Origin of the sequence: Enterobacter hormaechei subsp. hoffmannii (assembly GCF_001729745.1) — a bacterium.
Lineage (GTDB): Bacteria > Pseudomonadota > Gammaproteobacteria > Enterobacterales > Enterobacteriaceae > Enterobacter > Enterobacter intestinihominis.
The window spans coordinates 236,726-262,997 of sequence record NZ_CP017186.1 but is presented as its reverse complement, the minus strand read 5'-3'; the positions used below and the strand labels follow the sequence as shown (position 1 = coordinate 262,997).

The window sequence follows — 26,272 nt, the reverse complement described above, 5'->3', positions numbered from 1 at the left end:
CGCCTTATACCCTTTTACGCACAGAGTTATCCACAGCGCTTCGAAAAAGTGAAAATATGCGAGCGTTGCGCAAACGTTTTCGTTAAAATGCTCGCGCTTAACAAGGAGGCCTCGTCAGGTGTGTTAGATGAGTTTTTCGCTGGAAAATTCATCTAACGCTCTCTGTAATCGTGAAATCCAGGGGATTTACCATGCAACAACGTCGTCCAGTCCGCCGCGCTCTGCTCAGTGTTTCTGATAAAGCCGGTATCATCGAATTCGCTCAGGCACTTTCCGCACGCGGTGTGGAGCTGCTTTCTACAGGCGGTACCGCTCGCCTGTTAGCAGAGAAAGGTCTGCCGGTAACCGAAGTGTCCGACTACACCGGTTTCCCGGAAATGATGGATGGACGCGTCAAAACCCTGCACCCGAAAGTGCACGGCGGCATTCTGGGTCGTCGCGGTCAGGACGACGGCATTATGGAGCAGCACAATATTGCCCCCATCGACATGGTTGTCGTTAACCTCTATCCCTTCGCCCAGACCGTCGCCCGCGAAGGCTGTTCTCTGGAAGATGCCGTAGAGAACATTGATATCGGCGGCCCGACCATGGTGCGCTCCGCAGCCAAGAACCATAAAGATGTGGCCATCGTAGTGAAGAGCAGCGACTACAGCGCCATTATTAATGAGATGGACGCCAACGAAGGGTCCCTGACGCTTGATACGCGTTTCGACCTCGCCATCAAAGCCTTCGAACACACCGCCGCGTACGACAGCATGATCGCCAACTACTTCGGTAGCCTGGTTCCTGCCTACCACGGTGAAAGCAAAGATCCATCTGGTCGCTTCCCGCGCACCCTGAACCTGAACTTCATTAAGAAGCAGGATATGCGCTACGGCGAGAACAGCCACCAGCAGGCAGCCTTCTATATAGAAGAAGAGGTGAAAGAAGCCTCTGTTGCGACTGCTCAGCAGGTACAGGGCAAAGCCCTCTCTTATAACAACATTGCTGATACCGACGCCGCGCTGGAATGCGTGAAAGAGTTCAGCGAGCCGGCCTGCGTTATCGTCAAGCACGCCAACCCATGCGGCGTCGCAGTAAGCACCTCCATTATGGATGCCTACGATCGCGCCTACAAAACCGACCCGACCTCCGCGTTCGGCGGCATTATCGCCTTCAACCGCGAGCTGGATGCGGAAACCGCGCAGGCCATCATCTCCCGTCAGTTTGTCGAAGTGATCATCGCGCCATCCGCATCCGAAGAAGCGCTGAAAATCACCGCGGCGAAACAGAACGTGCGCGTGCTGGTTTGCGGCCAGTGGGCAGAGCGCGTGCCGGGCCTGGACTTCAAGCGCGTGAACGGCGGTCTGCTGGTTCAGGATCGCGATTTGGGTATGGTGACAGAAGCCGACCTGCGCGTGGTGACCAAACGTCAGCCGACCGAACAGGAGCTGCGCGACGCGCTGTTCTGCTGGAAAGTGGCGAAGTTCGTGAAGTCTAACGCCATTGTTTACGCCAAAGAGAACATGACCATCGGGATAGGCGCAGGCCAGATGAGCCGCGTTTACTCTGCGAAAATCGCGGGTATTAAAGCAGGTGACGAAGGTCTGGAAGTCAAAGGTTCCGCCATGGCCTCTGACGCCTTCTTCCCTTTCCGCGACGGTATTGATGCGGCCGCTGCTGTGGGCATCACCTGTGTGATCCAGCCTGGCGGTTCAATCCGTGATGACGAAGTGATTGCCGCTGCCGACGAACACGGCATCGCAATGATCTTTACCGACATGCGCCACTTCCGCCATTAATTTCCGGAGCAGAAAATGAAAGTATTAGTGATTGGTAATGGCGGGCGCGAGCACGCCCTGGCGTGGAAAGCAGCGCAGTCTCCGCAGGTTGAAACCGTCTTTGTGGCACCGGGTAACGCCGGTACCGCACTGGAGCCCGCGCTACAGAACGTCGCCATCGGCGTAACCGATATCCCGGCGCTGCTGAGCTTTGCCCGGAACGAGAATATCGATCTGACGATTGTGGGCCCGGAAGCGCCGCTGGTGATCGGCGTTGTAGATGCCTTCCGCGCCGCGGGCCTGAAAATTTTCGGCCCAACGGAAGGTGCCGCACAGCTGGAAGGTTCAAAAGCCTTCACCAAAGATTTCCTCGCGCGTCATAACATCCCGACGGCGGAATATCAGAACTTCACCGAGGTAGAGCCTGCTCTGGCTTACCTGCGTGAAAAAGGCGCGCCGATTGTGATTAAAGCCGACGGTCTGGCTGCCGGGAAAGGCGTTATCGTGGCGATGACCCTTGAAGAAGCGGAAGCCGCTGTGCAGGATATGCTGGCGGGTAACGCCTTTGGCGATGCGGGCCACCGCATCGTGATTGAAGAGTTCCTCGACGGCGAAGAAGCGAGCTTTATCGTGATGGTTGACGGCGAGCACGTCCTGCCGATGGCCACCAGCCAGGATCACAAGCGCGTAGGCAATGCCGACACGGGTCCAAACACCGGCGGGATGGGTGCTTACTCCCCTGCTCCAGTGGTCACTGACGAAGTACACCAGCGCACCATGGACCGCATCATCTGGCCAACCGTAAAAGGGATGGCGGCGGAAGGCAATACCTACACCGGTTTCCTCTACGCAGGCCTGATGATCGACAAGCAGGGTAACCCGAAGGTGATTGAATTCAACTGCCGCTTCGGCGATCCGGAAACTCAGCCGATCATGCTGCGCATGAAGTCCGATCTGGTTGATCTGTGTCTGGCGGCGTGCGAAGGCAAGCTGAATGAGAAAACTTCCGAGTGGGACGAGCGTGCCTCTTTAGGTGTGGTGATTGCTGCGGGTGGCTATCCGGGTAGCTACAATACCGGGGATGAGATCCACGGCCTGCCGCTGGAAGAGATTGACGGTGCGAAGGTGTTCCACGCCGGTACAAAGCTCTCTGACGATGACCGCGTGCTCACTAATGGTGGACGCGTGCTGTGTGCGACCGCACTGGGTCATACCGTGGCAGAGGCGCAGAAGCGCGCCTATGCGTTGATGGCGGATATTCACTGGAACGGCAGCTTCAGCCGCCAGGATATCGGCTATCGTGCCATTGCGCGGGAGCAGGGAGAGTAATTTCACACCCTCACCCTAACCCTCTCCCAAAGGGAGAGGGGATTTACGTCAGAAACTCTTCTCTGTCGGCTGCCAGGTGCAGAAATCTTCGTTCGCCACCAGCAACAGCTGAGAGCCTTCCGGCGCTTCCAGCCATGCCACACTCACCTCCACAGATGAATGCCACTGACGACGCTGAATGTGTTCGGTTGCCCAGGATTCAAGCTCAGGTTTCACTGTCTGCCCTTCGCAGGTGGTCACCGTGCCGTCGGCATGCCAGCGCCCCTGGCGCAGCACCACGCGGCCCTGACGCAGCGCATCGCTGGTCTGGCGAAGTTGTTCAGCACGGTAGCGGTAGAGCGCGACCTGATCGCTGGAAAGCTGCTGTTTCAGTCCACTGACCTCATGCTGCATAAAGCTCAGCTCGCCGTGGTCGTCAAAACGCACCTTCACGTGTTCGGGAGTCTTACTGTAGATATTCAGTTCAATGAGCGACAGCGCATCGCCCTGCCAGCGGTATTCTGCGGTCGAGGTATTGCCGTTATGCCACGGACTGAACGCGGTAAGCATATGCACTTCATCGCTGGAATCTTTGCGCCAGATCCTGACCGCTCCCTGGTTGTCAGCGTAGCCGCTGGCGGTAAACGGGGGGAGTGAGGAATCATGACTACAGGCAGACAGCAACAGTACGCCTGCCAGCGCGAGCGGTCCACGCCAGAATGACAAAAGGGGCGTTGCCGCCCCTTCGTTAAAACTGTTCACTGCCACGCGTCTTACTTAACTGCGTCTTTCAGTGCTTTACCAGAAACAAATGCCGGCACGTTAGCTGCGGCGATTTTGATTTCTTTACCGGTCTGCGGGTTGCGGCCAGTACGCTCAGCGCGGTGGTTCACTTTGAAGGTACCGAAACCAACCAGTTGTACAGCATCGCCTTCTTTCAGAGACTCAGTAATAGCAGCCAGGGTAGATTCCAGAGCAGCTTTAGCCTGCACTTTAGACAGATCAGCCTTGTCCGCAATTACATCAATCAGTTGAGTCTTGTTCATAAGTTATCCTTTCAATGTGTTTATCGCTTGCTAAGCATCGAGTGCGACGAAAATGCCAAAAAAGCACTCTCCTGCATACACGCACCGATAGCCACTTTTTTTCGCCCCCCAAATGTAGACCAGACGGGGGGCGAAAGGGAAGAGTCGAGGAGTGACAAAACAGGCGTTAAATCACGTTTTGTTGTCTCATTGGTTAAAAATTATACCAATATTGCTCTCGCCGGCCTCGCGCAGGTCCGCGCGAAGCCCTTTGATCAGCTCAATATCACGTTCTTCACACTCCGCCAGCAGACGGAAAATTTCCCACTGAATATCCCATTCCTGTTCAACCGCCGGGTTAGCACGCAGCTCTTCGTCGGTCATTTCACGGCCTTCCTGGGTCATTTCCAGCATCGCGACGGTGGTGATGGATGCCTTACTGACTTCAATGGCGTGCTCCAGGGTTTCACCGCTCAGACGGGAGTGGATCAGCTCGCTCAACGCCACACAGGCATCGATAGCCGGGTAGACGCCATACAGGTCGTAATCGTCCGCCGCAGGAATTGCCTCTTCCAGCTTTTCAAGCTGAGAGTCGAAGTTTACCTTTGCGTCTTTGACCGTCAGCGTCTCCCAGATCAAATCCAGAATACGTCGATAAATCTGGCCTTCGCCAAACTCCGTTTGCTTACAGAACGCGGCATAGTTGGGGTACATGCGCTCGCACAGGCAAGCCATAAACGTCACGTGCTGCCAGCTTTCCAGCTTCTCAAGGCGCAGATGAATCGGGTTTTGTAACATGATGATGTCTCGAATCGAAAATTAGCCGCAGTTTACCTGAATCACGGCTGAATTTCCTGCCAACGAATGAATGCCGGACGTGAAGAGGCAACGGCGTCAGCCCAGCGGGTAGGCTCAGGTAAGCGGTAGCCCTTCATACAGCGTTGCACCCACGCCAGGGCGCTGTCCATGCTGACCCGATGCCCGGTTGCGATAAACAGCGGATTGCAGCGCGCTTTACTGCGCCAGACCCACGCCAGCTGCTCGCCTTTATGGATAAGCGGCGCCAGCGCGCCCGGTTCGGCAGAGAGCGGCTCAAACGCGCCGCACAGGCGTTTTTTCGCCACGCCGATGGTCGGCACGTCTACCAGCAGACCAAAGTGGCTGGCAACGCCCAGGCGACGCGGATGGGAGATGCCGTGCCCATCCACAAACAGCAGATCGGGTTTTTGCGAGAGTTGCTCCCACGCGGCCAGCAGCGCGGGATATTCGCGGAAGGAGAGAAAGCCGGGGATATAGGGCATGGTGGTGGCGATACGCGCCACCTTGTACTCCACCAGCTCCAGCGACGGGTATTTCAGCACCACCATCGCCGCTCGCGTCACTTCACCGCCTTGCTCAAACCCGACATCCGCCCCGCCAATGTATCGCGGAGGGTCCGTATCCAGACGATCCTCGCGGATCACCGATGAAGCCAGTTCGATTTGCTGAGCGCGTAGCGACGCGAGATCCATAACCACTCCTTACTTGTGATACTGGGCAGAAAGCCGATGCACCGCCTCCACAAATACGCCAGCGTGTTCTGGCGGTACATCCTGATGAATACCGTGACCGAGGTTGAAGACGTGGCCTTCGCCCTGGCCGAAACCAGACAGTATAGTCGACACTTCTTCTTCGATACGGGCAGGCTGCGCATAGAGCATGGAAGGGTCCATGTTGCCCTGGAGCGCCACTTTATCCCCCACGCGACGACGCGCATCGGCAATATCAGTGGTCCAGTCGAGGCCCAGCGCATCACAGCCGGTGGCCGCCATCGCTTCCAGCCACTGACCGCCGCCTTTCGTAAACAGCGTTACCGGCACGCGGCGGCCTTCGTTTTCACGCAGCAGACCATCGACAATTTTGTGCATGTAGTACAGGGAGAACTGCTGATAATCACGCCCGGTCAGCACGCCGCCCCAGGTGTCGAAAATCATCACCGACTGCGCGCCCGCTTTAATCTGCGCGTTGAGATAGAGCGTGACGCTCTTCGCCAGCTTGTCGAGCAGGGCATGCAGGGCCTGCGGCTCTGCGTACATCATCTTTTTGATGACGGTAAAGGCTTTGCTGCTGCCACCTTCCACCATGTAGGTTGCCAGCGTCCACGGACTACCGGAGAAGCCAATCAGCGGCACGTCGCCTTTGAGCTCGCGGCGGATGGTGCGCACGGCGTTCATCACATAGCCCAGCTCGCCTTCCGGATCGGGGATCGGCAGCTTATCAACGTCGGCTTTGCTTTTGATCGGTGAGGTAAAACGCGGCCCCTCGCCGGTTTCGAAATAGAGCCCAAGGCCCATCGCGTCCGGAATGGTAAGAATGTCCGAAAAAAGAATGGCGGCATCGAGCGGGAAGCGGCGCAGCGGCTGGAGCGTCACCTCACAGGCCAGTTCGGCGTTTTTGCACAGCGACATAAAATCGCCCGCCTGCGCACGCGTGGCTTTGTACTCTGGCAGATAGCGTCCCGCCTGGCGCATCATCCACACCGGGGTGACATCAACGGGCTGGCGCAGCAGCGCACGCAGATAACGATCGTTCTTCAGTTCGGTCATTTTGCAGTTCCTTATTGCGTCAGTCCGTCAGTGTAACACTACTCATACTCGGCCCGACACATTGCCACGGTATCTTCTATCAGGCGACGCGCCACCGTTCCCGGCGGGGGCAGCAGCGGTAAATCGTCGTAGCGATACCAGTTCGCCTCCAGCAGCTCTTTCTGATCGATAACAATCTCGCCGCTGTCGTATTCCGCCATAAACGCGGTCATCAGGGACATCGGGAACGGCCACGGCTGCGACGTCACATAGCGCAGGTTTTTCACCTTAATGCCGCTCTCCTCCATCACCTCGCGCGCCACCGCCTGTTCCAGCGTTTCGCCGACTTCCACGAACCCGGCGAGGACGGTGTGAATGCCGTTGCGATGGCGGGTATGCTGCGCCAGCAGGATGGAATCATCACGGCGGATGGCGACAATGATGCACGGTGCGATTTGCGGGTAGTAACGTTCACGGCAGTGGCCGCAGAGCAGCGCCCATTCGGTTTTGCTCGGGTGCATGGTGTGGCCGCAGTAACCGCAGTATTTGTGCGAGCGGTAAAACTCCGCCAGCTGTACGCCGCGCCCCGCCAGCTGGAACAGGCCGACGTCCAGATCCAGCACCTGACGTACGGATCCCATATCCTGACGGCGCGCCTGTTGGATCAACCACACGGGATCGCCCTGCCACTCGCCGATCTTCAGCGCGGACTGGCCCACCAGATCGAACGTTTCCGCGGCACCGTAGGGCAACTCTCCTGAGGGCAGCCATAATTTTTGTTCGTGGCTGACGATCCACCAACCCAGATCTGATTTTTCAATAATACGATCCATATCTATTGCACTACCTTCGCTTCACTGACATGTTGTTAGCATTGTGGTTACATTTTGGATAAGCAGATCCCATTTTAAACCTTATGGAGTCGACCATGTTAAACCAGCTGGAAAGCCTGACTGAGCGCGTTGGAGGAAGTAACACCCTGGTGGATCGCTGGCTACATGTGCGCAAGCATCTCCTTGTGGCGTATTACAATCTGGTTGGTCTTAAGCCTGGCAAAGAATCCTTTATGCGACTCAATGAAAAAGCGCTGGACGACTTTTGTCAGAGCCTGGTCGACTACCTCTCCGACGGCCATTTCAACCTTTATGAACGCATTATCCGCGAAATGGAAGGGACAACGCCGTATTTAGCGGCCAGTAAACTCTGTCCGTTGCTTGAAGCCAACACCCAGCAGATCATGGACTACTACGATTCCACGCTGGAGAACGCTATCGATCACGATAACTATCTTGAGTTTCAGCAGGCGCTTTCCGACCTTGGCGAAGCACTGGAAGAGCGATTCACGCTGGAAGACAAGCTCATCGCCCTCGTGCTGGACAACAACCTGACTATCAGCACCAGCGATAACGTTGCGCGCCCTGCTTGAGTTCTTAATCGTTAACGAGTAATTTACAACCATTCGCCCCTCTGCGGAGGGGGATTTTTCTTGTCGGAGTGCCCAGTGTGAAAGCACGGGCTGAGACCGTTAATTCGGGATCCGCGGAACCTGATCAGGTTAATACCTGCGAAGGGAACAAGAGTCACATTGCTGTTGTATCGCCTTCGGGCGATCTTCTCTTGCTTCATCCGTCGTCTGACAAGCCATGTCCTTCACATCTGGAATGAGCTATGTCTACAACAAAACTGACCCGCCGCGAACAGCGCGAACACGCACAACGCTTCATCGACACCCTGGAAGGCACCGCTTTCCCGAACTCAACGCGCATCTACATCACCGGTTCACAGGCCGATATCCGCGTGCCGATGCGCGAAATCCAGCTCAGCCCGACGCTTATCGGCGGCAGCAAAGAGCACCCGCAATTTGAAGACAACGAAGCCGTGCCGGTGTATGACACCTCCGGCCCGTACGGCGATCCTGATGTTGCTATCAACGTGCAGCAGGGTCTGGCAAAGCTTCGCCAGCCGTGGATTGACGCCCGTAACGACTGCGAAGAACTGAGCGTGCGCAGCTCGGCGTACACCAACGCGCGCCTGGCCGACGACGGTCTGGATGAGCTGCGCTTTACTGGCCTGCTGACGCCGAAACGCGCTAAAGCGGGCAAATGCGTAACCCAGCTGCACTACGCGCGCCAGGGTATCGTCACGCCGGAGATGGAGTTCATCGCCATCCGCGAAAACATGGGCCGCGAGCGCATTCGCAGCGAAGTGCTGCGCCACCAGCATCCGGGTGAAGGGTTTGGCGCTCGCCTGCCGGAGAACATCACGCCGGAATTCGTGCGTGATGAAGTAGCCGCCGGGCGCGCGATTATTCCCGCCAACATCAACCACCCGGAATCCGAGCCGATGATTATCGGCCGCAACTTTCTGGTGAAGGTCAACGCCAACATCGGCAACTCTGCCGTCACCTCTTCCATCGAAGAAGAGGTGGAAAAGCTGGTCTGGTCGACGCGCTGGGGCGCGGACACGGTGATGGACCTCTCCACCGGCCGTTACATTCACGAAACCCGCGAATGGATCCTGCGTAACAGCCCGGTTCCGATTGGCACCGTCCCGATTTATCAGGCGCTGGAGAAGGTAAACGGTATCGCCGAAAACCTCACCTGGGAAGCGTTCCGCGACACGCTGCTGGAGCAGGCGGAACAGGGCGTGGACTACTTCACCATTCACGCGGGCGTGCTGCTGCGCTACGTGCCGATGACGGCGAAACGTCTGACCGGTATCGTCTCACGCGGCGGTTCGATTATGGCGAAATGGTGCCTTTCCCATCATCAGGAAAACTTCCTCTACGAGCACTTCCGCGAAATCTGCGAGATCTGCGCCGCTTATGACGTTTCTCTGTCGCTGGGCGACGGCCTGCGTCCTGGCTCCATCCGTGACGCGAACGACGAGGCGCAGTTTGCCGAGCTGCACACGCTGGGCGAGCTGACCAAAATCGCCTGGGAGTACGATGTGCAGGTGATGATTGAAGGCCCGGGCCATGTACCGATGCAGATGATCCGCCGCAACATGACCGAGGAGCTGGAGCACTGCCACGAAGCACCGTTCTACACCCTGGGGCCGTTGACCACCGATATTGCGCCGGGCTATGACCACTTCACTTCCGGGATCGGCGCGGCGATGATCGGCTGGTTCGGCTGCGCCATGCTCTGCTACGTGACGCCGAAAGAGCACCTCGGGCTGCCAAACAAAGAGGACGTGAAGCAGGGGCTGATCACCTACAAAATTGCCGCCCACGCGGCGGATCTGGCGAAAGGCCATCCGGGCGCGCAAATTCGCGACAACGCCATGTCCAAAGCGCGCTTTGAATTCCGCTGGGAAGACCAGTTCAACCTGGCGCTGGATCCGTTCACCGCCCGCGCCTACCACGACGAAACCCTGCCGCAGGAATCGGGCAAAGTCGCGCACTTCTGCTCCATGTGTGGGCCGAAGTTCTGCTCGATGAAAATCAGCCAGGAGGTGCGCGACTACGCCGCCGCGCAGACCATTGAAGTCGGCATGGCAGACATGTCCGAAACCTTCCGCGCCAAAGGCGGCGAAATCTACCTCAAAAAGGAGGAGGCGTAATGTACCAGCCCGATTTCCCACCTGTCCCCTTCCGCTTAGGGCTTTACCCGGTGGTGGACAGCGTGGCGTGGATAGAGCGCTTGCTGGAGGCAGGCGTTCGCACCCTCCAGCTGCGCATCAAGGATAAACGCGACGAAGAGGTGGAGGCCGACGTGGCCGCCGCTATCGCGCTGGGACGTCGCTACCACGCCCGCCTGTTTATCAACGACTACTGGCGGCTGGCGGTTAAACACCAGGCGTACGGCGTGCATCTGGGACAGGAAGATCTGGAAACGACCGATCTCAACGCAATCCGTGACGCCGGTCTGCGGCTGGGCGTTTCCACCCACGATGATATGGAGATCGACGTGGCGCTGGCGGCCCGCCCCTCCTACATCGCCCTCGGCCACGTTTTCCCGACGCAAACCAAACAGATGCCGTCTGCCCCACAGGGTTTGGCTCAGCTGGCAGCCCACGTTAAGCGCCTTGCCGATTACCCCACCGTCGCCATCGGCGGAATCAGCCTTGAACGTGCGCCCGCCGTGCTGGAAACCGGCGTCGGCAGTATCGCCGTCGTCAGCGCTATCACCCAGGCAGTAGACTGGCAGGCCGCCACCGCACGGCTTTTACAACTGGCAGGAGCAGGCGATGAAAGATCGTGATTTTATGCGCTACAGCCGCCAGATCCTGCTGGAGGATATCGCCATTGACGGGCAGCAAAAGCTGCTCGCCAGCCGGGTACTGATTGTCGGTTTGGGTGGCTTGGGCGCGCCCGCCGCGCTGTATCTGGCCGGGGCGGGCGCGGGAACGCTGGTACTGGCCGATGACGATGAGGTACACCTCAGCAACCTGCAACGGCAAATCCTCTTCACGACAGAAGATGTTAACCAGCCTAAAGCACAGGTTACGCGCAAGCGGCTGAACCAGCTTAACCCCGATATTGAACTGGTGGCGCTCCAGACGCGGCTGAGCGGAGAAGATCTGCAACGCGAAGTTGCCCTTGCCGACGTGGTGCTGGACTGCACGGACAATATGGCGACGCGTCAGGCCATTAATGCGGCCTGTGTTGCACAGAACACGCCGCTGATCACCGCCAGCGCGGTCGGTTTCGGCGGGCAGATAATGGTGCTTACGCCGCCGTGGGCGCAGGGCTGCTACCGCTGCCTGTGGCCGGACGAGGCTGAACCGGAGCGTAACTGCCGCACGGCTGGCATTCTTGGGCCGGTAGTGGGCGTGATGGGTACCCTTCAGGCGCTGGAAGCCATCAAGTTGCTCAGCGGCATGGAAACAGAGCGCAACACGCTCCGGCTGTTCGACGCCCGTTCCAGCGGCTGGCGCCATCTGGCGTTAAACCGCGCCAACCGCTGCCCGGTATGCGGAGGCCGCGATGCGCATTCTGTTTAACGATGAGCCGATGACGTGCGACGACGATCTCACCGTTGCCGCCCTGCTCGACACGCTGCGCCAGCTGAAGCCGGGAACGGCGCTGGCGCTCAATCAACAGATCCTGCCGCGCGAGCGGTGGGAACATCAGCAGGTCAATGAAGGCGACCAGATCCTGCTGTTTCAGGTTATCGCTGGGGGCTGAGATGTTACGTATTGCCGACAAAGTCTTTGATTCACATCTGTTTACCGGAACCGGAAAATTCGCCTCCCCGCAGCTAATGGTGGATGCTATTCGTGAAAGCGGCAGCCAGCTGGTGACGCTGGCGATGAAGCGCGTGGATCTGCGTCAGCACAACGATGCCATACTTGCGCCGTTACTGGAGGCAGGCGTGACGCTCTTACCCAATACCTCCGGTGCGAAAACGGCCGAGGAAGCAATTTTCGCTGCGCATCTGGCCCGGGAAGCGCTCGGCACCTGCTGGCTGAAGCTGGAAATTCATCCGGACGCCCGCTGGCTGTTGCCCGATCCGATCGAAACCCTGAAAGCGGCAGAGACGCTGGTGCAGCAGGGATTCACCGTTCTGCCCTACTGTGGTGCCGATCCCGTGCTGTGTAAGCGTCTGGAAGAGGCCGGCTGCGCGGCCGTGATGCCGTTAGGGGCGCCCATTGGCTCCAACCAGGGACTGGAGACCCGCGCGATGCTGGAGATCATCATCGAGCAGGCGACCGTGCCCGTGGTGGTGGATGCGGGCATCGGCGTACCCAGTCATGCCGCGCAGGCGCTGGAGATGGGGGCCGATGCGGTGCTGGTCAATACCGCGATTGCGGTGGCCGACGACCCGGTGATGATGGCGCGTGCGTTCCGCCTTGCCGTGAAGTCCGGTCTGCTGGCACGACAGTCCGGCCCCGGCTCGCGCAGCTTTCAGGCGCAGGCCACCAGCCCGCTGACCGGTTTTCTGGAGGCACTCTGATGGCTACCTTTACCGATCGCTGGCGTCAGCTTAACTGGGACGATATTGCCTTACGCATCAACAGTAAAACCTCTGCGGACGTAGAGCGGGCATTAACAGCCCGGCATGTGACCCGCGAGGATTTGATGGCCCTGCTTTCTCCGGCAGCCAGCGCATACCTTGAACCGATGGCGCAGCGCGCGCAACGCCTTACCCGCCAGCGCTTTGGCAACACGGTGAGCTTTTACGTGCCGCTTTATCTCTCTAATCTGTGCGCCAACGACTGCACCTACTGTGGCTTCTCAATGAGCAACCGCATTAAGCGTAAAACGCTGGATGAGCATGAGATCGCCCGCGAGTGTGCGGCTATTCGTGAGATGGGTTTTGAACATCTCTTACTGGTGACGGGTGAACATCAGGGCAAAGTGGGGATGGACTATTTTCGCCAGCATCTTCCGGCCATCCGCCGCGAATTTGCCTCATTGCAAATGGAAGTGCAGCCTCTGTCGCAAGAGGAATATGCGGAACTGAAAACCCTCGGGCTGGACGGCGTAATGGTTTATCAGGAAACCTACCATGAGGCGACCTATGCCCGACATCACCTGAAAGGGAAGAAGCAGGATTTCATCTTCCGGCTGGAAACGCCGGACAGGCTGGGGCGCGCCGGTATCGATAAAATTGGGCTGGGCGCGCTTATCGGTCTGTCCGACAGCTGGCGGGTTGACTGCTATATGGTGGCGGAGCATCTGCTGTGGCTACAGCAGTACTTCTGGAAAAGCCGCTATTCCATCTCCTTCCCACGGCTGCGTCCGTGTACGGGAGGCATTGAACCCGCCTCGCTGATGGATGAGCGCCAGCTGGTGCAAACCCTGTGCGCATTTCGCCTGTTCGCGCCGGAAGTGGAATTGTCGCTCTCCACGCGTGAATCCCCCGCGTTTCGCGACCGCGCGATCCCTCTGGCGATCAACAACGTCAGCGCCTTTTCCAAAACGCAGCCGGGCGGTTACGCAGACGATCGCCCGGAACTGGAACAGTTTGCACCGCACGACGGACGACGGCCCGACGCGGTGGCGGAAGCCCTGACTGCACAGGGGCTACAGCCCGTGTGGAAAGACTGGGACAGCTGGCTGGGAAGAGCTTCGCATTTGCGCTGAAACCGCCTGCAACAATGCGGAAAGGTTACGAGACGGCTCGTAAGATCAACGCCGGGCGATTGAGGAGATCTGCCCGGTTTTATTAGGATAAACCACGTCAGCAACGGACGCTGACCAGGGTGAAAATGCTTCTTCCTCGTTTCGCCCTGCCCTCCGCCTCTTAAACAAAATTTCAATTGATAAAATAAATAAGTCGTTTCTTATCTACTCTTAAGATAAATCAACCCGTCGGAAATCGCTTTCTGTATAATTTACTACCAGCAATCTGACAGCGACTATGCTGAGGATATCGACAGACGCAACGCGTCTACCATCTGGATTGATGCACAACTCATGGCACTCCACAGTAAAAAGCTCTCTTTCACCCGACCAATTATGGTCAGCTTCGCGGGGATTCTGTTCAGTTTCGCGATAATCGCGATTCTGGTCATCCTTTCACAACGGAAGGATTTTATTGAGGATTATCATAAAATTAATGGTAACTTCACCCATAATCTGGCGGTGAACTATACCGAATCCATCCTGCGAGAAAATGACTATATTCTTGGTCGCGCTGCGATGTACTACGCCCGTGAAGACAGAGTGAATCAGACGATAAATATCGATCCGACACAGGGTTTGCAGATGTTAATGCATTTGCAGAATCTGATGCCGACGGTGTCGTCTATCTCTCTTGCGGACACCGAAGGGCACCATCTGCGCGCGCCGGAAGTACTGCCAACGGAGAATAGTAGGTCGTTCGACGCACGAACACGCCCATGGTTTATCGGGCAAGCGGAAGCCAGCAACTTTCCTCACTACACCCGCCCCTATCTGGACTATTTCACCCAACATCCTACGGTCACCCTCTATAAACCGGTCATTTCACCGGAAGGCCGTCTGAAGGGCACGCTCGCTTTCCATCTTGATTTAACCTCCATGGGGTATACCTTGCGTCAGATGGTGGCACCGGTTCAGGGTGAGTTTTTTGTCGTGGAACGTGACGGCGCCGTTGTGCTGCATCCGGACACGGGGGCGCTCTTTAAGCAGTACGTAAGCGAAGCGCTGATGGACAAAATGACCAGCGGCGAAGGGCATCTTTTCGACCCCAAAAGTAAAACCTGGTATTACTACTACTCTTTCACCAATCCGGACTGGTTTGTGATTTATCGGGTCTCCGATGCCACGCTTTCCGTCATCACCCGGCATGAAACCACCGTCGTCGGCTGGGGATTTGCGCTGGCGGCAATCATCATCATTCTGTTCGGGCTCTACCTGCGCCATGCCTCGCGTTCTGTGCTGATGAACATTATCAACGCCATCAAAACCGGAGACGTCAATCAGGCGCCACGTCTTGAGGCGATGCTCAGCCATACCATTCGAACCAATAAGGAACGTGAGATGGCCTATGTCCGTCAGGCCACCCATGATGCGCTGACAGGCTGCAAGAACCGCCGTGCTTTCGACAACGATGTGGATGAGCTGCTGACCGCTCATCAACCCTTCGTTCTGGCGCTGGTCGATATCGATAACTTCAAATCTATTAACGACACCTGGGGCCACCTGAGCGGGGATATTGTTCTGCGCAGCGTGGCGCGCGAAGGTATTCAGATCATGCAGCCGCACCACGTTTCCGTTTACCGCTACGGTGGGGAAGAGTTCGGGGTGATCTTCCCGGCCGAGCTGATGAACTCCGCGCACGCGCTACTGGAAGCCTGGCGCACCGCCGTGGAAAAACGGACCTGGCGGGAAGAGAACCTGCGAGTAACCTTCAGCGCGGGGGTGGGAGAGTGGCACTTCGAACCGCTGGAACAATTTATCGGCAGCGTAGATGAAGCGCTGTATACCGCTAAACAACAGGGTAAAAACCGCATCGTAAGCACGGCTAGCCGATAATACCCTTCCTGAAATTCCGCCCGTTAAGACGGGCAGAATGCTTTCATGTATAAAATTGTAACCGGTTTCAGAAAAATGCCGATTTCTTTGTGATGCCTGACACACAATCGCGGTAAAGCGGTTGTTGAAGCGGTCTGCGCGGGATAATTATCAATAAACACATGTAGATCGAGGCTGACTATGAAGAACATCGTTTTATGCTGTGCAGCGGGAATGTCAACCAGCATGCTGGTTCAACGTATGAAAGATGCCGCGCAGAAAAAAGGAGTCGAAGTAACCATTAAAGCCGTTCCGGTCGCGGAGTTTAAAGATAACATCGCGACGGCTGATATCGTATTACTGGGGCCACAGGTTAAATACGAACAGGCAAAACTCCAGGCGCAGGCCGATCCGCTCGGAAAAAAGGTTGCGGTCATCGACATGATGGATTACGGCATGATGAAAGGTGATGCCGTACTGGAAAAAGCGCTCAAGCTGCTGGAGTCATAATGGAAGACTTAGAAACCACAATCATGGAGCTACTGGTCAATGCAGGTGCGGCGCGCAGTGCGGCCCTGACAGCGTTGCAGATGGCGCGAAAAGGTGACTTTGACGAAGCCGAGAAAGCGATGGAAGAGTCGCGTGAATATGTGAAACATGCGCATACGATCCAGACGCAGCTCATCGGTCTTGATGAAGGGACAGGTAAACTTCCGGTTAACCTGATCACCGTTCACTCTCAGGACCATCTGATGAACGCGATGGTTATTCAGGATCTGGCGGGCGACATGATTGAGCTTTATCGACGCATCCCGCTGGTAAACTGAAAATGCAGATATAAAAAAACCCGCCGAGGCGGGTTTTTTATTTACGGCATCAACGATTACTCGTTGTCGGAACCGCCCAGACCTGCGTTCAGCAGTTCTGCAAGGCTCGCGGATGCATCTTCGGCAGTCACCTGCGGTGCAGCTGGCAGTTCGCCCGCTGCGCGACGACGCATACGATCCTGGTGGTACGCATAACCGGTACCGGCCGGGATCAGACGACCCACGATAACGTTCTCTTTCAGACCGCGCAGTTCATCACGTTTACCTGCAACAGCCGCTTCGGTCAGGACACGAGTGGTTTCCTGGAACGATGCAGCAGAGATGAAGGACTCGGTTGCCAGAGACGCTTTGGTGATACCCAGCAGATCGCGTGCAAAGGTCGCACCGATTTTGCCGTTCGCTTCCAGATCGCGGTTAGCGATCTTAACGCGTGAGTATTCAACCTGCTCGCCTTCCAGGAAGTCGGAGCTGCCCGCGTTTTCGATGGTTGCTTTACGCAGCATCTGACGAACGATAACTTCGATGTGCTTATCGTTAATCTTAACGCCCTGCAGACGGTATACGTCCTGTACTTCGTTAACAATGTAACGAGTAACAGCATGCACACCACGCAGACGCAGGATGTCGTGCGGCGCTTCTGGACCATCGGAGACCACGTCACCACGTTCCACGCGTTCACCTTCGAACACGTTGAGCTGACGCCACTTAGGAATCATCTCTTCGTACGGCTCGCTGCCATCTACTGGCGTGATAACCAGACGGCGCTTACCTTTGGTCTCTTTACCGAAGGAGATGATACCGCTGATTTCAGCCAGAATAGCAGGCTCTTTCGGACGACGTGCTTCGAACAGGTCCGCAACGCGTGGCAGACCACCGGTGATGTCCTTGGTACCGCCGGATTCCTGAGGAATACGCGCCAGGGTGTCACCAGAGCTGATCTGTACGCCATCTTCCAGCTGTACAATCGCTTTACCCGGCAGGAAGTACTGCGCAGGCATATCGGTGCCAGGGATCAGAACGTCGTTACCCTGAGCATCAACGATTTTCAGTGCAGGACGCAGATCTTTACCACCGGTAGTACGTTCAGCAGAATCCAGAACCACCAGAGAAGACAGTCCGGTCAGCTCGTCGGTCTGACGAGTAATGGTCTGGCCGTCGATCATGTCAGTGAAGCGGATGAAACCACTTACTTCGGTGATAACCGGCATGGTGTGTGGATCCCAGTTTGCTACGGTTTCGCCGCCGGCAACCTGCTCGCCATCACCTTTCGCCATAACCGCACCGTAAGGCACTTTATAGCTCTCTTTGGTACGACCGAATTCGTCGATCAGCTTCAGCTCGGTGTTACGAGAAGTCACAACCAGCTTGCCTGCGGAGTTAACAACAGACTTCGCGTTGCTGAGCTTGATGCTACCTTTGTTTTTCACCTGGATGCTGGATTCAGCAGCCGCACGAGATGCCGCACCACCGATGTGGAACGTACGCATCGTCAGCTGTGTACCCGGCTCACCGATGGACTGTGCTGCGATAACGCCGATAGCCTCACCTTTGTTGATGATGTGGCCACGCGCCAGGTCACGACCGTAGCAGTGCGCACACACACCAAAGTCGGTGTCACAGGATACAACGGAACGCACTTTCACAGAGTCAACAGAGTTCGCTTCCAGCAGGTCACACCACTGTTCGTGCAGCAGAGTGTTGCGTGGAACCAGAATGTCTGCGGTGCCCGGCTTCAGGATGTCTTCCGCGGTCACACGACCCAGTACGCGATCGCGCAGCGGCTCTTTAACATCACCACCCTCGATAACCGGGGTCATGGTGATACCTTCGAGGGTGCCACAATCGTCTTCGGTGACGACCAGATCCTGCGCAACGTCAACCAGACGACGCGTCAGATAACCGGAGTTCGCCGTTTTCAGTGCGGTATCCGCCAGACCTTTACGCGCACCGTGCGTGGAGATGAAGTACTGGAGTACGTTCAGACCTTCACGGAAGTTCGCGGTGATTGGCGTTTCGATGATGGAGCCATCTGGCTTCGCCATCAGACCACGCATACCTGCCAGCTGACGAATCTGTGCCGCAGAACCACGCGCACCGGAGTCGGCCATCATGTAGATGCTGTTGAAGGAGACCTGCTGCTCTTCTACGCCGTCACGGTTAATCACGGTTTCGGTTTGCAGGTTATCCATCATCGCTTTGGATACACGATCGTTCGCCGCAGCCCAGATATCGATAACTTTGTTGTAACGTTCGCCTGCGGTTACCAGACCAGACTGGAACTGCTCCTGGATCTCAGCAACTTCAGCTTCCGCTTCAGAGATGATCTCGTGTTTCTTCTCTGGGATGACCATGTCATCGATACCAACAGATGCACCTGAACGCGCTGCATAAGCAAAGCCGGTGTACATTGTCTGGTCAGCGAAGATAACGGTCGGCTTCAGGCCCAGAATGCGGTAACAGGTGTTCAGCATTTTGGAGATCGCTTTCTTGCCCAGCGCCTGGTTGACGATGGAGAAAGGCAGACCTTTCGGTACGATCATCCACAGAATCGCACGGCCAACGGTCGTGTCTTTCAGGCTGGTAATCGCCACGAATTCGCCGTTTTCATCTTTTTCGTATTCGGTGATACGCACTTTAACGCGCGCATGCAGAGAGGCCAGGCCAGCGCGATAAATACGCTCAGCTTCTTTCGGGCCAGTCAGCACCATGCCTTCGCCTTTGGCGTTAACACAGTCACGGGTCATATAGTACAGACCCAATACAACGTCCTGAGAAGGAACGATGATAGGTTCACCGTTCGCTGGAGACAGGATGTTGTTGGTAGACATCATCAGCGCACGCGCTTCGAGCTGGGCTTCCAGCGTCAGCGGTACGTGAACAGCCATCTGGTCACCATCGAAGTCGGCGTTATAGGCCGCACAAACCAGCGGGTGCAGCTGGATCGCTTTACCTTCGATCAGGACTGGCTCAAATGCCTGGATACCCAAACGGTGCAGAGTTGGTGCACGGTTCAGCAGTACCGGGTGTTCGCGGATCACTTCGTCCAGGATATCCCAAACGACAGCTTCTTCACGCTCAACCATTTTCTTAGCGGCTTTGATGGTGGTGGCCAGGCCACGCAGTTCCAGCTTGCCGTAGATGAACGGTTTGAACAGCTCCAGAGCCATTTTCTTCGGCAGACCGCACTGATGCAGACGCAGGTATGGACCTACGGTGATTACAGAACGACCGGAGTAGTCAACACGCTTACCGAGCAGGTTCTGACGGAAACGACCCTGCTTACCTTTGATCATGTCGGCCAAAGATTTCAGAGGACGTTTGTTAGAACCGGTGATCGCACGACCGCGACGACCGTTATCCAGCAGGGCATCTACCGCTTCCTGCAGCATACGTTTTTCGTTGCGTACGATGATGTCCGGCGCAGCCAGATCCAGCAGACGTTTCAGACGGTTGTTACGGTTGATCACGCGACGGTACAGATCGTTCAGATCCGACGTTGCGAAACGACCACCATCCAGCGGAACCAGCGGACGCAGATCTGGCGGCAGAACCGGCAGAACGGTCAGGATCATCCACTCTGGTTTGTTACCAGACTGTACGAACGCTTCCAGCAGTTTGATACGCTTGGTCAGCTTTTTACGCTTGGTTTCGGAGTTGGTTTCGTTCAGCTCTTCGCGCAGAGTTTCACACTCTTGCTCCAGATCCATGCTCTTCAGCAGGGCCTGGATAGCTTCCGCACCCATCTTCGCGTCGAATTCGTCACCGAACTCTTCCAGCGCGTCCAGATACTGTTCTTCGGTCAGGATCTGGTTACGTTCCAGATTCGTCATCCCGCCTTCGATCACAACATAAGATTCGAAGTACAGAACACGTTCGATATCGCGCAGTGGCATATCCAGCAGCAGGCCGATACGGGACGGCAGAGATTTCAGGAACCAGATGTGAGCAGTTGGAGACGCCAGCTCAATGTGGCCCATACGCTCACGGCGTACTTTGGTCTGGGTCACTTCAACGCCGCACTTCTCACAGATCACACCACGGTGTTTCAGGCGCTTGTACTTACCGCACAGGCACTCGTAGTCTTTTACTGGCCCGAAAATACGCGCACAGAAAAGGCCGTCACGCTCAGGTTTGAACGTACGGTAGTTGATGGTTTCCGGCTTTTTAACTTCACCAAAAGACCATGAACGGATCATGTCTGGCGAAGCCAGAGCAATTTTGATCGCATCAAACTCTTCGGTTTTAGTCTGCGCTTTCAGAAACTTTAATAAATCTTTCACGGATTTGCTCCCGTCGGAGTTAGCACAATCTGGTGTCGGGGGTTAACCCGACACCAGTGACCTGTTTGAGCGAGAATTACTCGTCTTCCAGTTCGATGTTGATACCCAGCGAACGAATCTCTTTCAACAGTACGTTGAAGGATTCTGGCATGCCCGGTTCCATCTGATGGTTGCCGTCTACGATGTTCTTATACATCTTAGTACGACCGTTCACGTCATCAGACTTAACGGTGAGCATTTCCTGCAGGGTGTATGCTGCGCCGTATGCTTCCAGCGCCCACACTTCCATCTCCCCGAAGCGCTGACCACCGAACTGAGCCTTACCACCCAGCGGCTGCTGAGTAACCAGGCTGTAAGAACCGGTAGAACGAGCGTGCATCTTGTCGTCGACCAGGTGGTTCAGTTTCAGCATGTACATGTAACCTACGGTTACCGGACGCTCGAACTGTTCACCGGTACGGCCGTCAAACAGCGTAATCTGACCAGACGTTGGCAGACCACCCAGTTGCAGCAGCTCTTTAATTTCAGCTTCTTTTGCACCGTCGAATACCGGCGTTGCAATTGGCATACCCTTACGCAGGTTTTCCGCCAGACGCAGAACTTCATCATCGCTGAAGGTGTTCAGGTCGACTTTCTGACGCACGTCGGTACCCAGATCGTAGGCACGCTGGATGAACTCGCGCAGTTTCGCGACTTCTTCCTGCTGCTTCAGCATGGCGTTAATCTTGTCGCCGATACCTTTCGCAGCCATACCCAGGTGGGTTTCCAGGATCTGACCGATGTTCATACGAGACGGTACACCCAGTGGGTTCAGTACGATATCTACCGGCGTACCGTTAGCATCGTGCGGCATATCTTCGATCGGGTTGATCTTAGAGATAACACCCTTGTTACCGTGACGACCTGCCATCTTGTCACCAGGCTGGATCTGACGTTTAACAGCCAGATACACCTTAACAATCTTCAGCACGCCTGGTGCCAGATCGTCGCCCTGAGTGATTTTGCGGCGTTTCGCTTCGAGTTTTTTCTCGAACTCGTGTTTCAGTTCGTCATACTGCTCAGCCAGCTGTTCCAGCTGATTCTGTTTCTCTTCGTCGGTCAGGCCCAGCTCCAGCCAGCGATCGCGTGGCAGTTTGTCGAGCTTCTCAGCTTCAACGCCACCGGCAACCAGCACCGCATAGATACGGCTGAACAGACCCGCTTCGAGGATTTGCAGTTCTTCAGACAGGTCTTTCTTAGCCTGCTTGAGCTGCATCTCTTCGATTTCCAGCGCACGCTTATCTTTCTCAACGCCGTCACGAGTGAAGACCTGAACGTCGATAACCGTACCGGAAACACCGTTTGGTACGCGCAGAGAAGAGTCTTTAACGTCAGACGCTTTCTCACCGAAGATAGCACGCAGCAGTTTCTCTTCTGGCGTCAGCTGGGTTTCGCCTTTCGGTGTAACCTTACCAACCAGAATGTCGCCGCCGGTCACTTCCGCACCGATGTAAACAATACCGGATTCATCCAGTTTAGAGAGCGCAGCTTCACCCACGTTAGGGATGTCGGCAGTGATCTCTTCTGGCCCCAGCTTGGTGTCACGGGACACACATGCCAGTTCCTGAATGTGGATGGTGGTGAAACGATCTTCCTGAACCACACGCTCGGAGACGAGGATGGAGTCTTCGAAGTTGTAACCGTTCCACGGCATGAACGCTACGCGCATGTTCTGACCGAGCGCCAGTTCACCGAGGTCGGTGGACGGACCGTCTGCCAGCACGTCGCCGCGCTCAACTGGCTCACCCAGAGATACGCAAGGCATCTGGTTGATACAGGTGTTCTGGTTAGAACGGGTGTATTTGGTCAGGTTGTAGATGTCGATACCCGCTTCGCCCGGATACATCTCGTCTTCGTTAACTTTGATAACGATACGGGATGCGTCAACGTACTGAACGGTACCGCCACGCTTAGCAACTGCTGTAACACCGGAATCAACGGCAACAGCACGTTCCATACCGGTACCAACCAGCGGCTTATCAGCACGCAGAGTTGGAACGGCCTGACGTTGCATGTTCGCACCCATCAATGCACGGTTGGCGTCATCGTGTTCCAGGAACGGGATCAGGGACGCACCGACGGATACCACCTGTTGGGTGGATACGTCCATGTAGTCAACCTGGTCGCGGCTGAACAGGCTGGATTCGCCTTTGCTACGGCAGGTAACCAGATCTTCTACAAAGTGGCCTTCGTCATCCAGGTTGGAGTTCGCCTGAGCGATAACGTAGTTGCCTTCTTCGATAGCAGACAGGTAATGAATTTCGTCGGTAACCACACCGTCGGTCACTTTACGATACGGGGTCTCAAGGAAACCGTATTCGTTTGTCTGTGCGTACACGGACAGGGAGTTGATCAGACCGATGTTTGGACCTTCAGGCGTTTCGATTGGACATACGCGACCGTAGTGAGTCGGGTGTACGTCTCGAACTTCAAAGCCTGCACGTTCACGGGTCAGACCGCCTGGGCCGAGTGCAGAGATACGACGTTTGTGCGTGATCTCAGACAGCGGGTTGTTCTGGTCCATGAACTGAGACAGCTGGCTGGAACCGAAGAACTCTTTCACTGCCGCAGAAATCGGCTTGGCGTTGATCATATCCTGAGGCATCAGGGTATCCAGATCGCCCAGAGACAGACGCTCTTTCACCGCACGCTCTACACGAACCAGGCCAACGCGGAACTGGTTTTCCGCCATTTCGCCTACGGAACGGATACGACGGTTGCCGAGGTGGTCGATATCGTCCACTTCGCCTTTACCGTTACGGATATCGATGAGCTTCTTCATCACTTCAATGATGTCGTCTTTGCTCAGGATACCGGAACCTTCGATTTCGTCGCGCAGCAGAGAACGGTTGAACTTCATACGACCTACCGCGGACAGATCGTAGCGGTCTTCGGAGAAGAACAGGTTCTCGAACAGGCTTTCAGCCGCTTCGCGAGTTGGTGGCTCACCAGGACGCATCATGCGGTAGATTTCAACCAGCGCGCTCAGACGATCGTTGGTTGGGTCGACGCGTACAGTCTCAGAGATGTACGGACCGTGGTCCAGATCGTTGGTGAACAGCGTTTCGATACGTTTGTGGCCAGACTGGCTCAGCTTAGCCAGCAGATCCAGGCTCAGCTCCATGTTCGCCGGGCAGATCAGCTCGCCAGTTGATTCATCAACGTAATCTTTCGCGGCTACTTTTCCTGCAATGTATTCAACCGGAACTTCGATGTGTTTGATATCATCTTTTTCCAGCTGGCGGATGTGGCGCGCGGTGATACGGCGACCTTTTTCCACATACACTTTGCCGTCGGCTTCGATGTCGAACGACGCGGTCTCACCACGCAGACGTTCCGGCACCAACTCCATCTGCAACTTGTTGTCGCGGATTTCAAAGATCACTTTCTCAAAGAACAGGTCCAGGATCTGCTCAGTGGTATAGTTCAGTGCACGCAGAATGATGGTTGCAGGCAGCTTACGACGACGGTCGATACGGACAAACAGGTTGTCTTTTGGATCGAATTCGAAGTCCAGCCATGAACCACGGTAAGGAATGATGCGTGCGTTATACAGTACTTTACCGGAAGAGTGCGTTTTACCTTTATCGCTGTCGAAGAAGACGCCCGGGCTACGGTGCAGCTGGGAAACGATAACACGCTCAGTACCGTTGATAACGAAAGTACCGTTGTCCGTCATGAGTGGAATTTCACCCATGTAGACTTCTTGTTCTTTAATGTCTTTTACGGTGCCTTCCGGCGCTTCGCGCTCGTAGATCACCAGACGCAGTTTTACGCGCAGCGGTGCGGAATAGGTCACGCCACGGATCTGACATTCCTGAACGTCAAACACCGGTTCGCCAAGGCGGTAGCTGACGTACTGCAGCTCGGAATTACCGCTGTAGCTCTGAATCGGGAACACGGAACGGAAGGCTGCTTCCAGGCCGTACTGCCCTTCAGGATCTTGCTCGATAAACTTCTGGAACGAGTCAAGCTGGATAGAAAGGAGATATGGAATGTCCAGAACTTGTGGACGTTTACCAAAATCCTTACGAATACGTTTTTTCTCGGTATAGGAGTAAACCATAGGGTTCCTCAGCTCGCTGACAAGTCGACCCATCTGTCCGACGAAGGGACAGTTTGTGCAACACCATTTTGTGGACCGGAAAATTGAATACTTTCCGCAATACCTGTTGCTATCACGCTTAAACCATTTCATTGCGATTTACACAGAGCGAGCACCCTGTCGCAGTATATTAAGTCGTCGATAGAAACAAGCATTGTCAGGACAACCAGCAGTCAAACAGTGTGAAATGCTGCTGATGCCTTACAGCGCAAAAAGGCTGGTGACTAAAAAGTCACCAGCCATCAGCCTAATTACTTAGGCTGCAACCAGAAAAGTTGGCTTATTTAACTTCAACTTCAGCGCCAGCTTCTTCCAGAGATTTTTTCAGTGCTTCTGCGTCGTCTTTGCTCACGCCTTCTTTCAGCGCAGCTGGAGCAGATTCTACCAGGTCTTTAGCTTCTTTCAGACCCAGGCCAGTTGCGCCACGTACTGCTTTGATTACAGCAACTTTGTTCGCGCCAGCAGCTTTCAGAATTACGTCGAATTCAGTTTTTTCTTCAGCAGCTTCAGCCGGGCCCGCAGCTACAGCTACAGCAGCAGCAGCAGAAACACCGAATTTTTCTTCCATTGCAGAAACCAGCTCTACAACGTCCATTACGGACATAGCTGCTACTGCTTCAATGATTTGATCTTTAGTGATAGACATTTAAATTGTTCCTGAAAATCAGAATAAGTTTATACGTAAGCAAATGCTTTATAAAGATAACTGCGATTAAGCAGCTTCTTTCGCATCGCGTACAGCAGCCAGAGTGCGAACCAGTTTGCCAGCCGCAGCTTCTTTCATGGTTGCCATCAGGCGTGCAATTGCTTCTTCGTAGGTCGGCAGGGTGGCCAGGCGATCAATTTGCGATGCCGGGATCAACTCACCTTCAAAGGCTGCAGCTTTGACCTCAAATTTTGCATTCGCTTTCGCGAACTCTTTGAACAGACGAGCAGCAGCGCCCGGGTGTTCCATAGAGTATGCAATCAGGGTCGGACCAACAAACGTGTCTTTCAGGCACTCGAACTGAGTACCTTCAACTACGCGACGCAGCAGGGTGTTACGAACAACACGCATGTATACGCCAGCTTCACGACCTGCTTTACGCAGTTCAGTCATTTTGTCTACAGTAACGCCACGGGAATCCGCAACTACTGCAGACAGCGCGCCTTTGGCTACTTCGCTGACTTCAGCAACAATCGCTTGTTTGTCTTGAAGATTTAAAGCCATTAGCTTTGCTCCTGGATGTTTGCCGGAACTCATGTTCCGGAACTCACTTCACTCGACCCAACGGGAAGAGCGTCTTAATACGGTGAGCAGAAACAAGCCAGAGTATTTAAAATAATCTTAGCGTTCTGTCACCGTCTACGCAGGGGATTAAGTTTCTTGCGAAACACCTGCGGTCTTCGACGGAGGCCTGGATAGGCCAGGCTCCAACGAACAATTCTTTTAGCCGCTAACTTTTGTTAGCAAACGTGGGGGTAAGATTGTAGACAA

The 26,272-nt window shown here is 55.5% G+C and carries 22 protein-coding genes and 1 riboswitch; of the genes, 12 read left to right on the top strand and 10 right to left on the bottom strand.

Going from position 1 to position 26,272, the window contains the following annotated elements; all coding sequences use genetic code 11:
• Window positions 1-191: 191 nt before the first annotated feature.
• Both purH and purD read left to right on the top strand, forming a co-directional pair.
• Complete coding sequence (gene purH, locus BFV65_RS01285; RefSeq protein WP_022646715.1) at window positions 192-1,781, top strand: bifunctional phosphoribosylaminoimidazolecarboxamide formyltransferase/IMP cyclohydrolase; 1,590 nt, start codon at window positions 192-194, stop codon at window positions 1,779-1,781.
• 15 nt (window positions 1,782-1,796) lie between these two features.
• Entirely contained in the window at window positions 1,797-3,089 is a 1,293-nt protein-coding gene (purD, locus tag BFV65_RS01280; RefSeq protein WP_022646714.1) for a phosphoribosylamine--glycine ligase, read from the top strand.
• 48 nt (window positions 3,090-3,137) lie between these two features.
• Here the strand turns inward: purD and BFV65_RS01275 are convergent, their stop codons facing one another.
• The 6 genes from BFV65_RS01275 to nudC all read right to left on the bottom strand — a co-directional run bounded on the left by BFV65_RS01275 (window position 3,138) and on the right by nudC (window position 7,490).
• A complete protein-coding gene (locus BFV65_RS01275) occupies window positions 3,138-3,830 on the bottom strand; it encodes a DUF1481 domain-containing protein (protein WP_069596140.1) in 693 nt (230 codons plus the stop codon).
• An 11-nt stretch (window positions 3,831-3,841) separates the two neighbouring features.
• A complete protein-coding gene (hupA, locus tag BFV65_RS01270; protein WP_002445246.1) occupies window positions 3,842-4,114 on the bottom strand; it encodes a nucleoid-associated protein HU-alpha in 273 nt (90 codons plus the stop codon).
• 186 nt (window positions 4,115-4,300) lie between these two features.
• Window positions 4,301-4,891, bottom strand: a complete 591-nt coding sequence (locus tag BFV65_RS01265; protein ID WP_022646712.1) for a YjaG family protein — start codon at window positions 4,889-4,891, stop codon at window positions 4,301-4,303.
• Between the two features lie 41 nt (window positions 4,892-4,932).
• Window positions 4,933-5,604, bottom strand: coding sequence for a deoxyribonuclease V (gene nfi / locus BFV65_RS01260; protein WP_003862312.1), 672 nt, complete (start codon window positions 5,602-5,604; stop codon window positions 4,933-4,935).
• A 9-nt stretch (window positions 5,605-5,613) separates the two neighbouring features.
• Window positions 5,614-6,678, bottom strand: coding sequence for a uroporphyrinogen decarboxylase (hemE, locus tag BFV65_RS01255; RefSeq protein WP_023299076.1), 1,065 nt, complete (start codon window positions 6,676-6,678; stop codon window positions 5,614-5,616).
• Between the two features lie 38 nt (window positions 6,679-6,716).
• A complete protein-coding gene (nudC, locus tag BFV65_RS01250; RefSeq protein ID WP_022646710.1) occupies window positions 6,717-7,490 on the bottom strand; it encodes an NAD(+) diphosphatase in 774 nt (257 codons plus the stop codon).
• 95 nt (window positions 7,491-7,585) lie between these two features.
• Here nudC and BFV65_RS01245 point away from each other — a divergent pair, with 95 nt between their 5' ends.
• From BFV65_RS01245 to BFV65_RS01200, 10 genes are all read left to right on the top strand, one after another.
• Window positions 7,586-8,083, top strand: a complete 498-nt coding sequence (locus tag BFV65_RS01245) for an Rsd/AlgQ family anti-sigma factor (protein ID WP_023299075.1) — start codon at window positions 7,586-7,588, stop codon at window positions 8,081-8,083.
• Window positions 8,084-8,137: 54 nt separating this feature from the next.
• Window positions 8,138-8,247, top strand: a riboswitch (TPP riboswitch).
• Window positions 8,248-8,325: 78 nt separating this feature from the next.
• Entirely contained in the window at window positions 8,326-10,221 is a 1,896-nt protein-coding gene (thiC, locus tag BFV65_RS01240) for a phosphomethylpyrimidine synthase ThiC (protein ID WP_023299074.1), read from the top strand.
• Window positions 10,221-10,862, top strand: a complete 642-nt coding sequence (thiE, locus tag BFV65_RS01235) for a thiamine phosphate synthase (RefSeq protein WP_058677636.1) — start codon at window positions 10,221-10,223, stop codon at window positions 10,860-10,862. Before thiC ends, thiE begins: the two co-directional genes overlap by 1 nt.
• Window positions 10,849-11,604, top strand: a complete 756-nt coding sequence (gene thiF / locus BFV65_RS01230; protein ID WP_023305245.1) for a thiazole biosynthesis adenylyltransferase ThiF — start codon at window positions 10,849-10,851, stop codon at window positions 11,602-11,604. The genes thiE and thiF overlap by 14 nt, the downstream gene beginning before the upstream one ends.
• Complete coding sequence (gene thiS, locus BFV65_RS01225; RefSeq protein WP_003862324.1) at window positions 11,588-11,788, top strand: sulfur carrier protein ThiS; 201 nt, start codon at window positions 11,588-11,590, stop codon at window positions 11,786-11,788. Before thiF ends, thiS begins: the two co-directional genes overlap by 17 nt.
• A 1-nt stretch (window position 11,789) precedes the next feature.
• Entirely contained in the window at window positions 11,790-12,557 is a 768-nt protein-coding gene (gene thiG / locus BFV65_RS01220) for a thiazole synthase (protein ID WP_069596139.1), read from the top strand.
• A complete protein-coding gene (gene thiH, locus BFV65_RS01215; RefSeq protein WP_063842067.1) occupies window positions 12,557-13,690 on the top strand; it encodes a 2-iminoacetate synthase ThiH in 1,134 nt (377 codons plus the stop codon). Before thiG ends, thiH begins: the two co-directional genes overlap by 1 nt.
• Before the next feature lie 333 nt (window positions 13,691-14,023).
• Complete coding sequence (locus BFV65_RS01210) at window positions 14,024-15,565, top strand: sensor domain-containing diguanylate cyclase (protein WP_038415056.1); 1,542 nt, start codon at window positions 14,024-14,026, stop codon at window positions 15,563-15,565.
• 180 nt (window positions 15,566-15,745) lie between these two features.
• Window positions 15,746-16,054: a PTS sugar transporter subunit IIB gene (locus tag BFV65_RS01205; protein ID WP_010425948.1), complete on the top strand. Its 309-nt coding sequence runs from the start codon at window positions 15,746-15,748 to the stop codon at window positions 16,052-16,054.
• The gene (locus tag BFV65_RS01200) at window positions 16,054-16,371 is read left to right on the top strand and encodes a PTS lactose/cellobiose transporter subunit IIA (protein ID WP_003862327.1); all 318 of its coding nucleotides are present in this window, start codon (window positions 16,054-16,056) and stop codon (window positions 16,369-16,371) included. The genes BFV65_RS01205 and BFV65_RS01200 overlap by 1 nt, the downstream gene beginning before the upstream one ends.
• Window positions 16,372-16,427: 56 nt before the next feature.
• Here the strand turns inward: BFV65_RS01200 and rpoC are convergent, their stop codons facing one another.
• From rpoC to rplJ, 4 genes are all read right to left on the bottom strand, one after another.
• Window positions 16,428-20,651 carry a DNA-directed RNA polymerase subunit beta' gene (gene rpoC / locus BFV65_RS01195; protein ID WP_023299069.1) on the bottom strand — a complete coding sequence of 1,408 codons (4,224 nt, stop codon included), beginning with the start codon at window positions 20,649-20,651 and terminating at the stop codon, window positions 16,428-16,430.
• 76 nt (window positions 20,652-20,727) lie between these two features.
• Complete coding sequence (gene rpoB, locus BFV65_RS01190; RefSeq protein ID WP_023299068.1) at window positions 20,728-24,756, bottom strand: DNA-directed RNA polymerase subunit beta; 4,029 nt, start codon at window positions 24,754-24,756, stop codon at window positions 20,728-20,730.
• A gap of 319 nt (window positions 24,757-25,075) precedes the next feature.
• Window positions 25,076-25,441, bottom strand: a complete 366-nt coding sequence (rplL, locus tag BFV65_RS01185) for a 50S ribosomal protein L7/L12 (protein WP_002445276.1) — start codon at window positions 25,439-25,441, stop codon at window positions 25,076-25,078.
• 66 nt (window positions 25,442-25,507) lie between these two features.
• A complete protein-coding gene (rplJ, locus tag BFV65_RS01180; RefSeq protein WP_003862338.1) occupies window positions 25,508-26,005 on the bottom strand; it encodes a 50S ribosomal protein L10 in 498 nt (165 codons plus the stop codon).
• Window positions 26,006-26,272 lie beyond the last annotated feature (267 nt).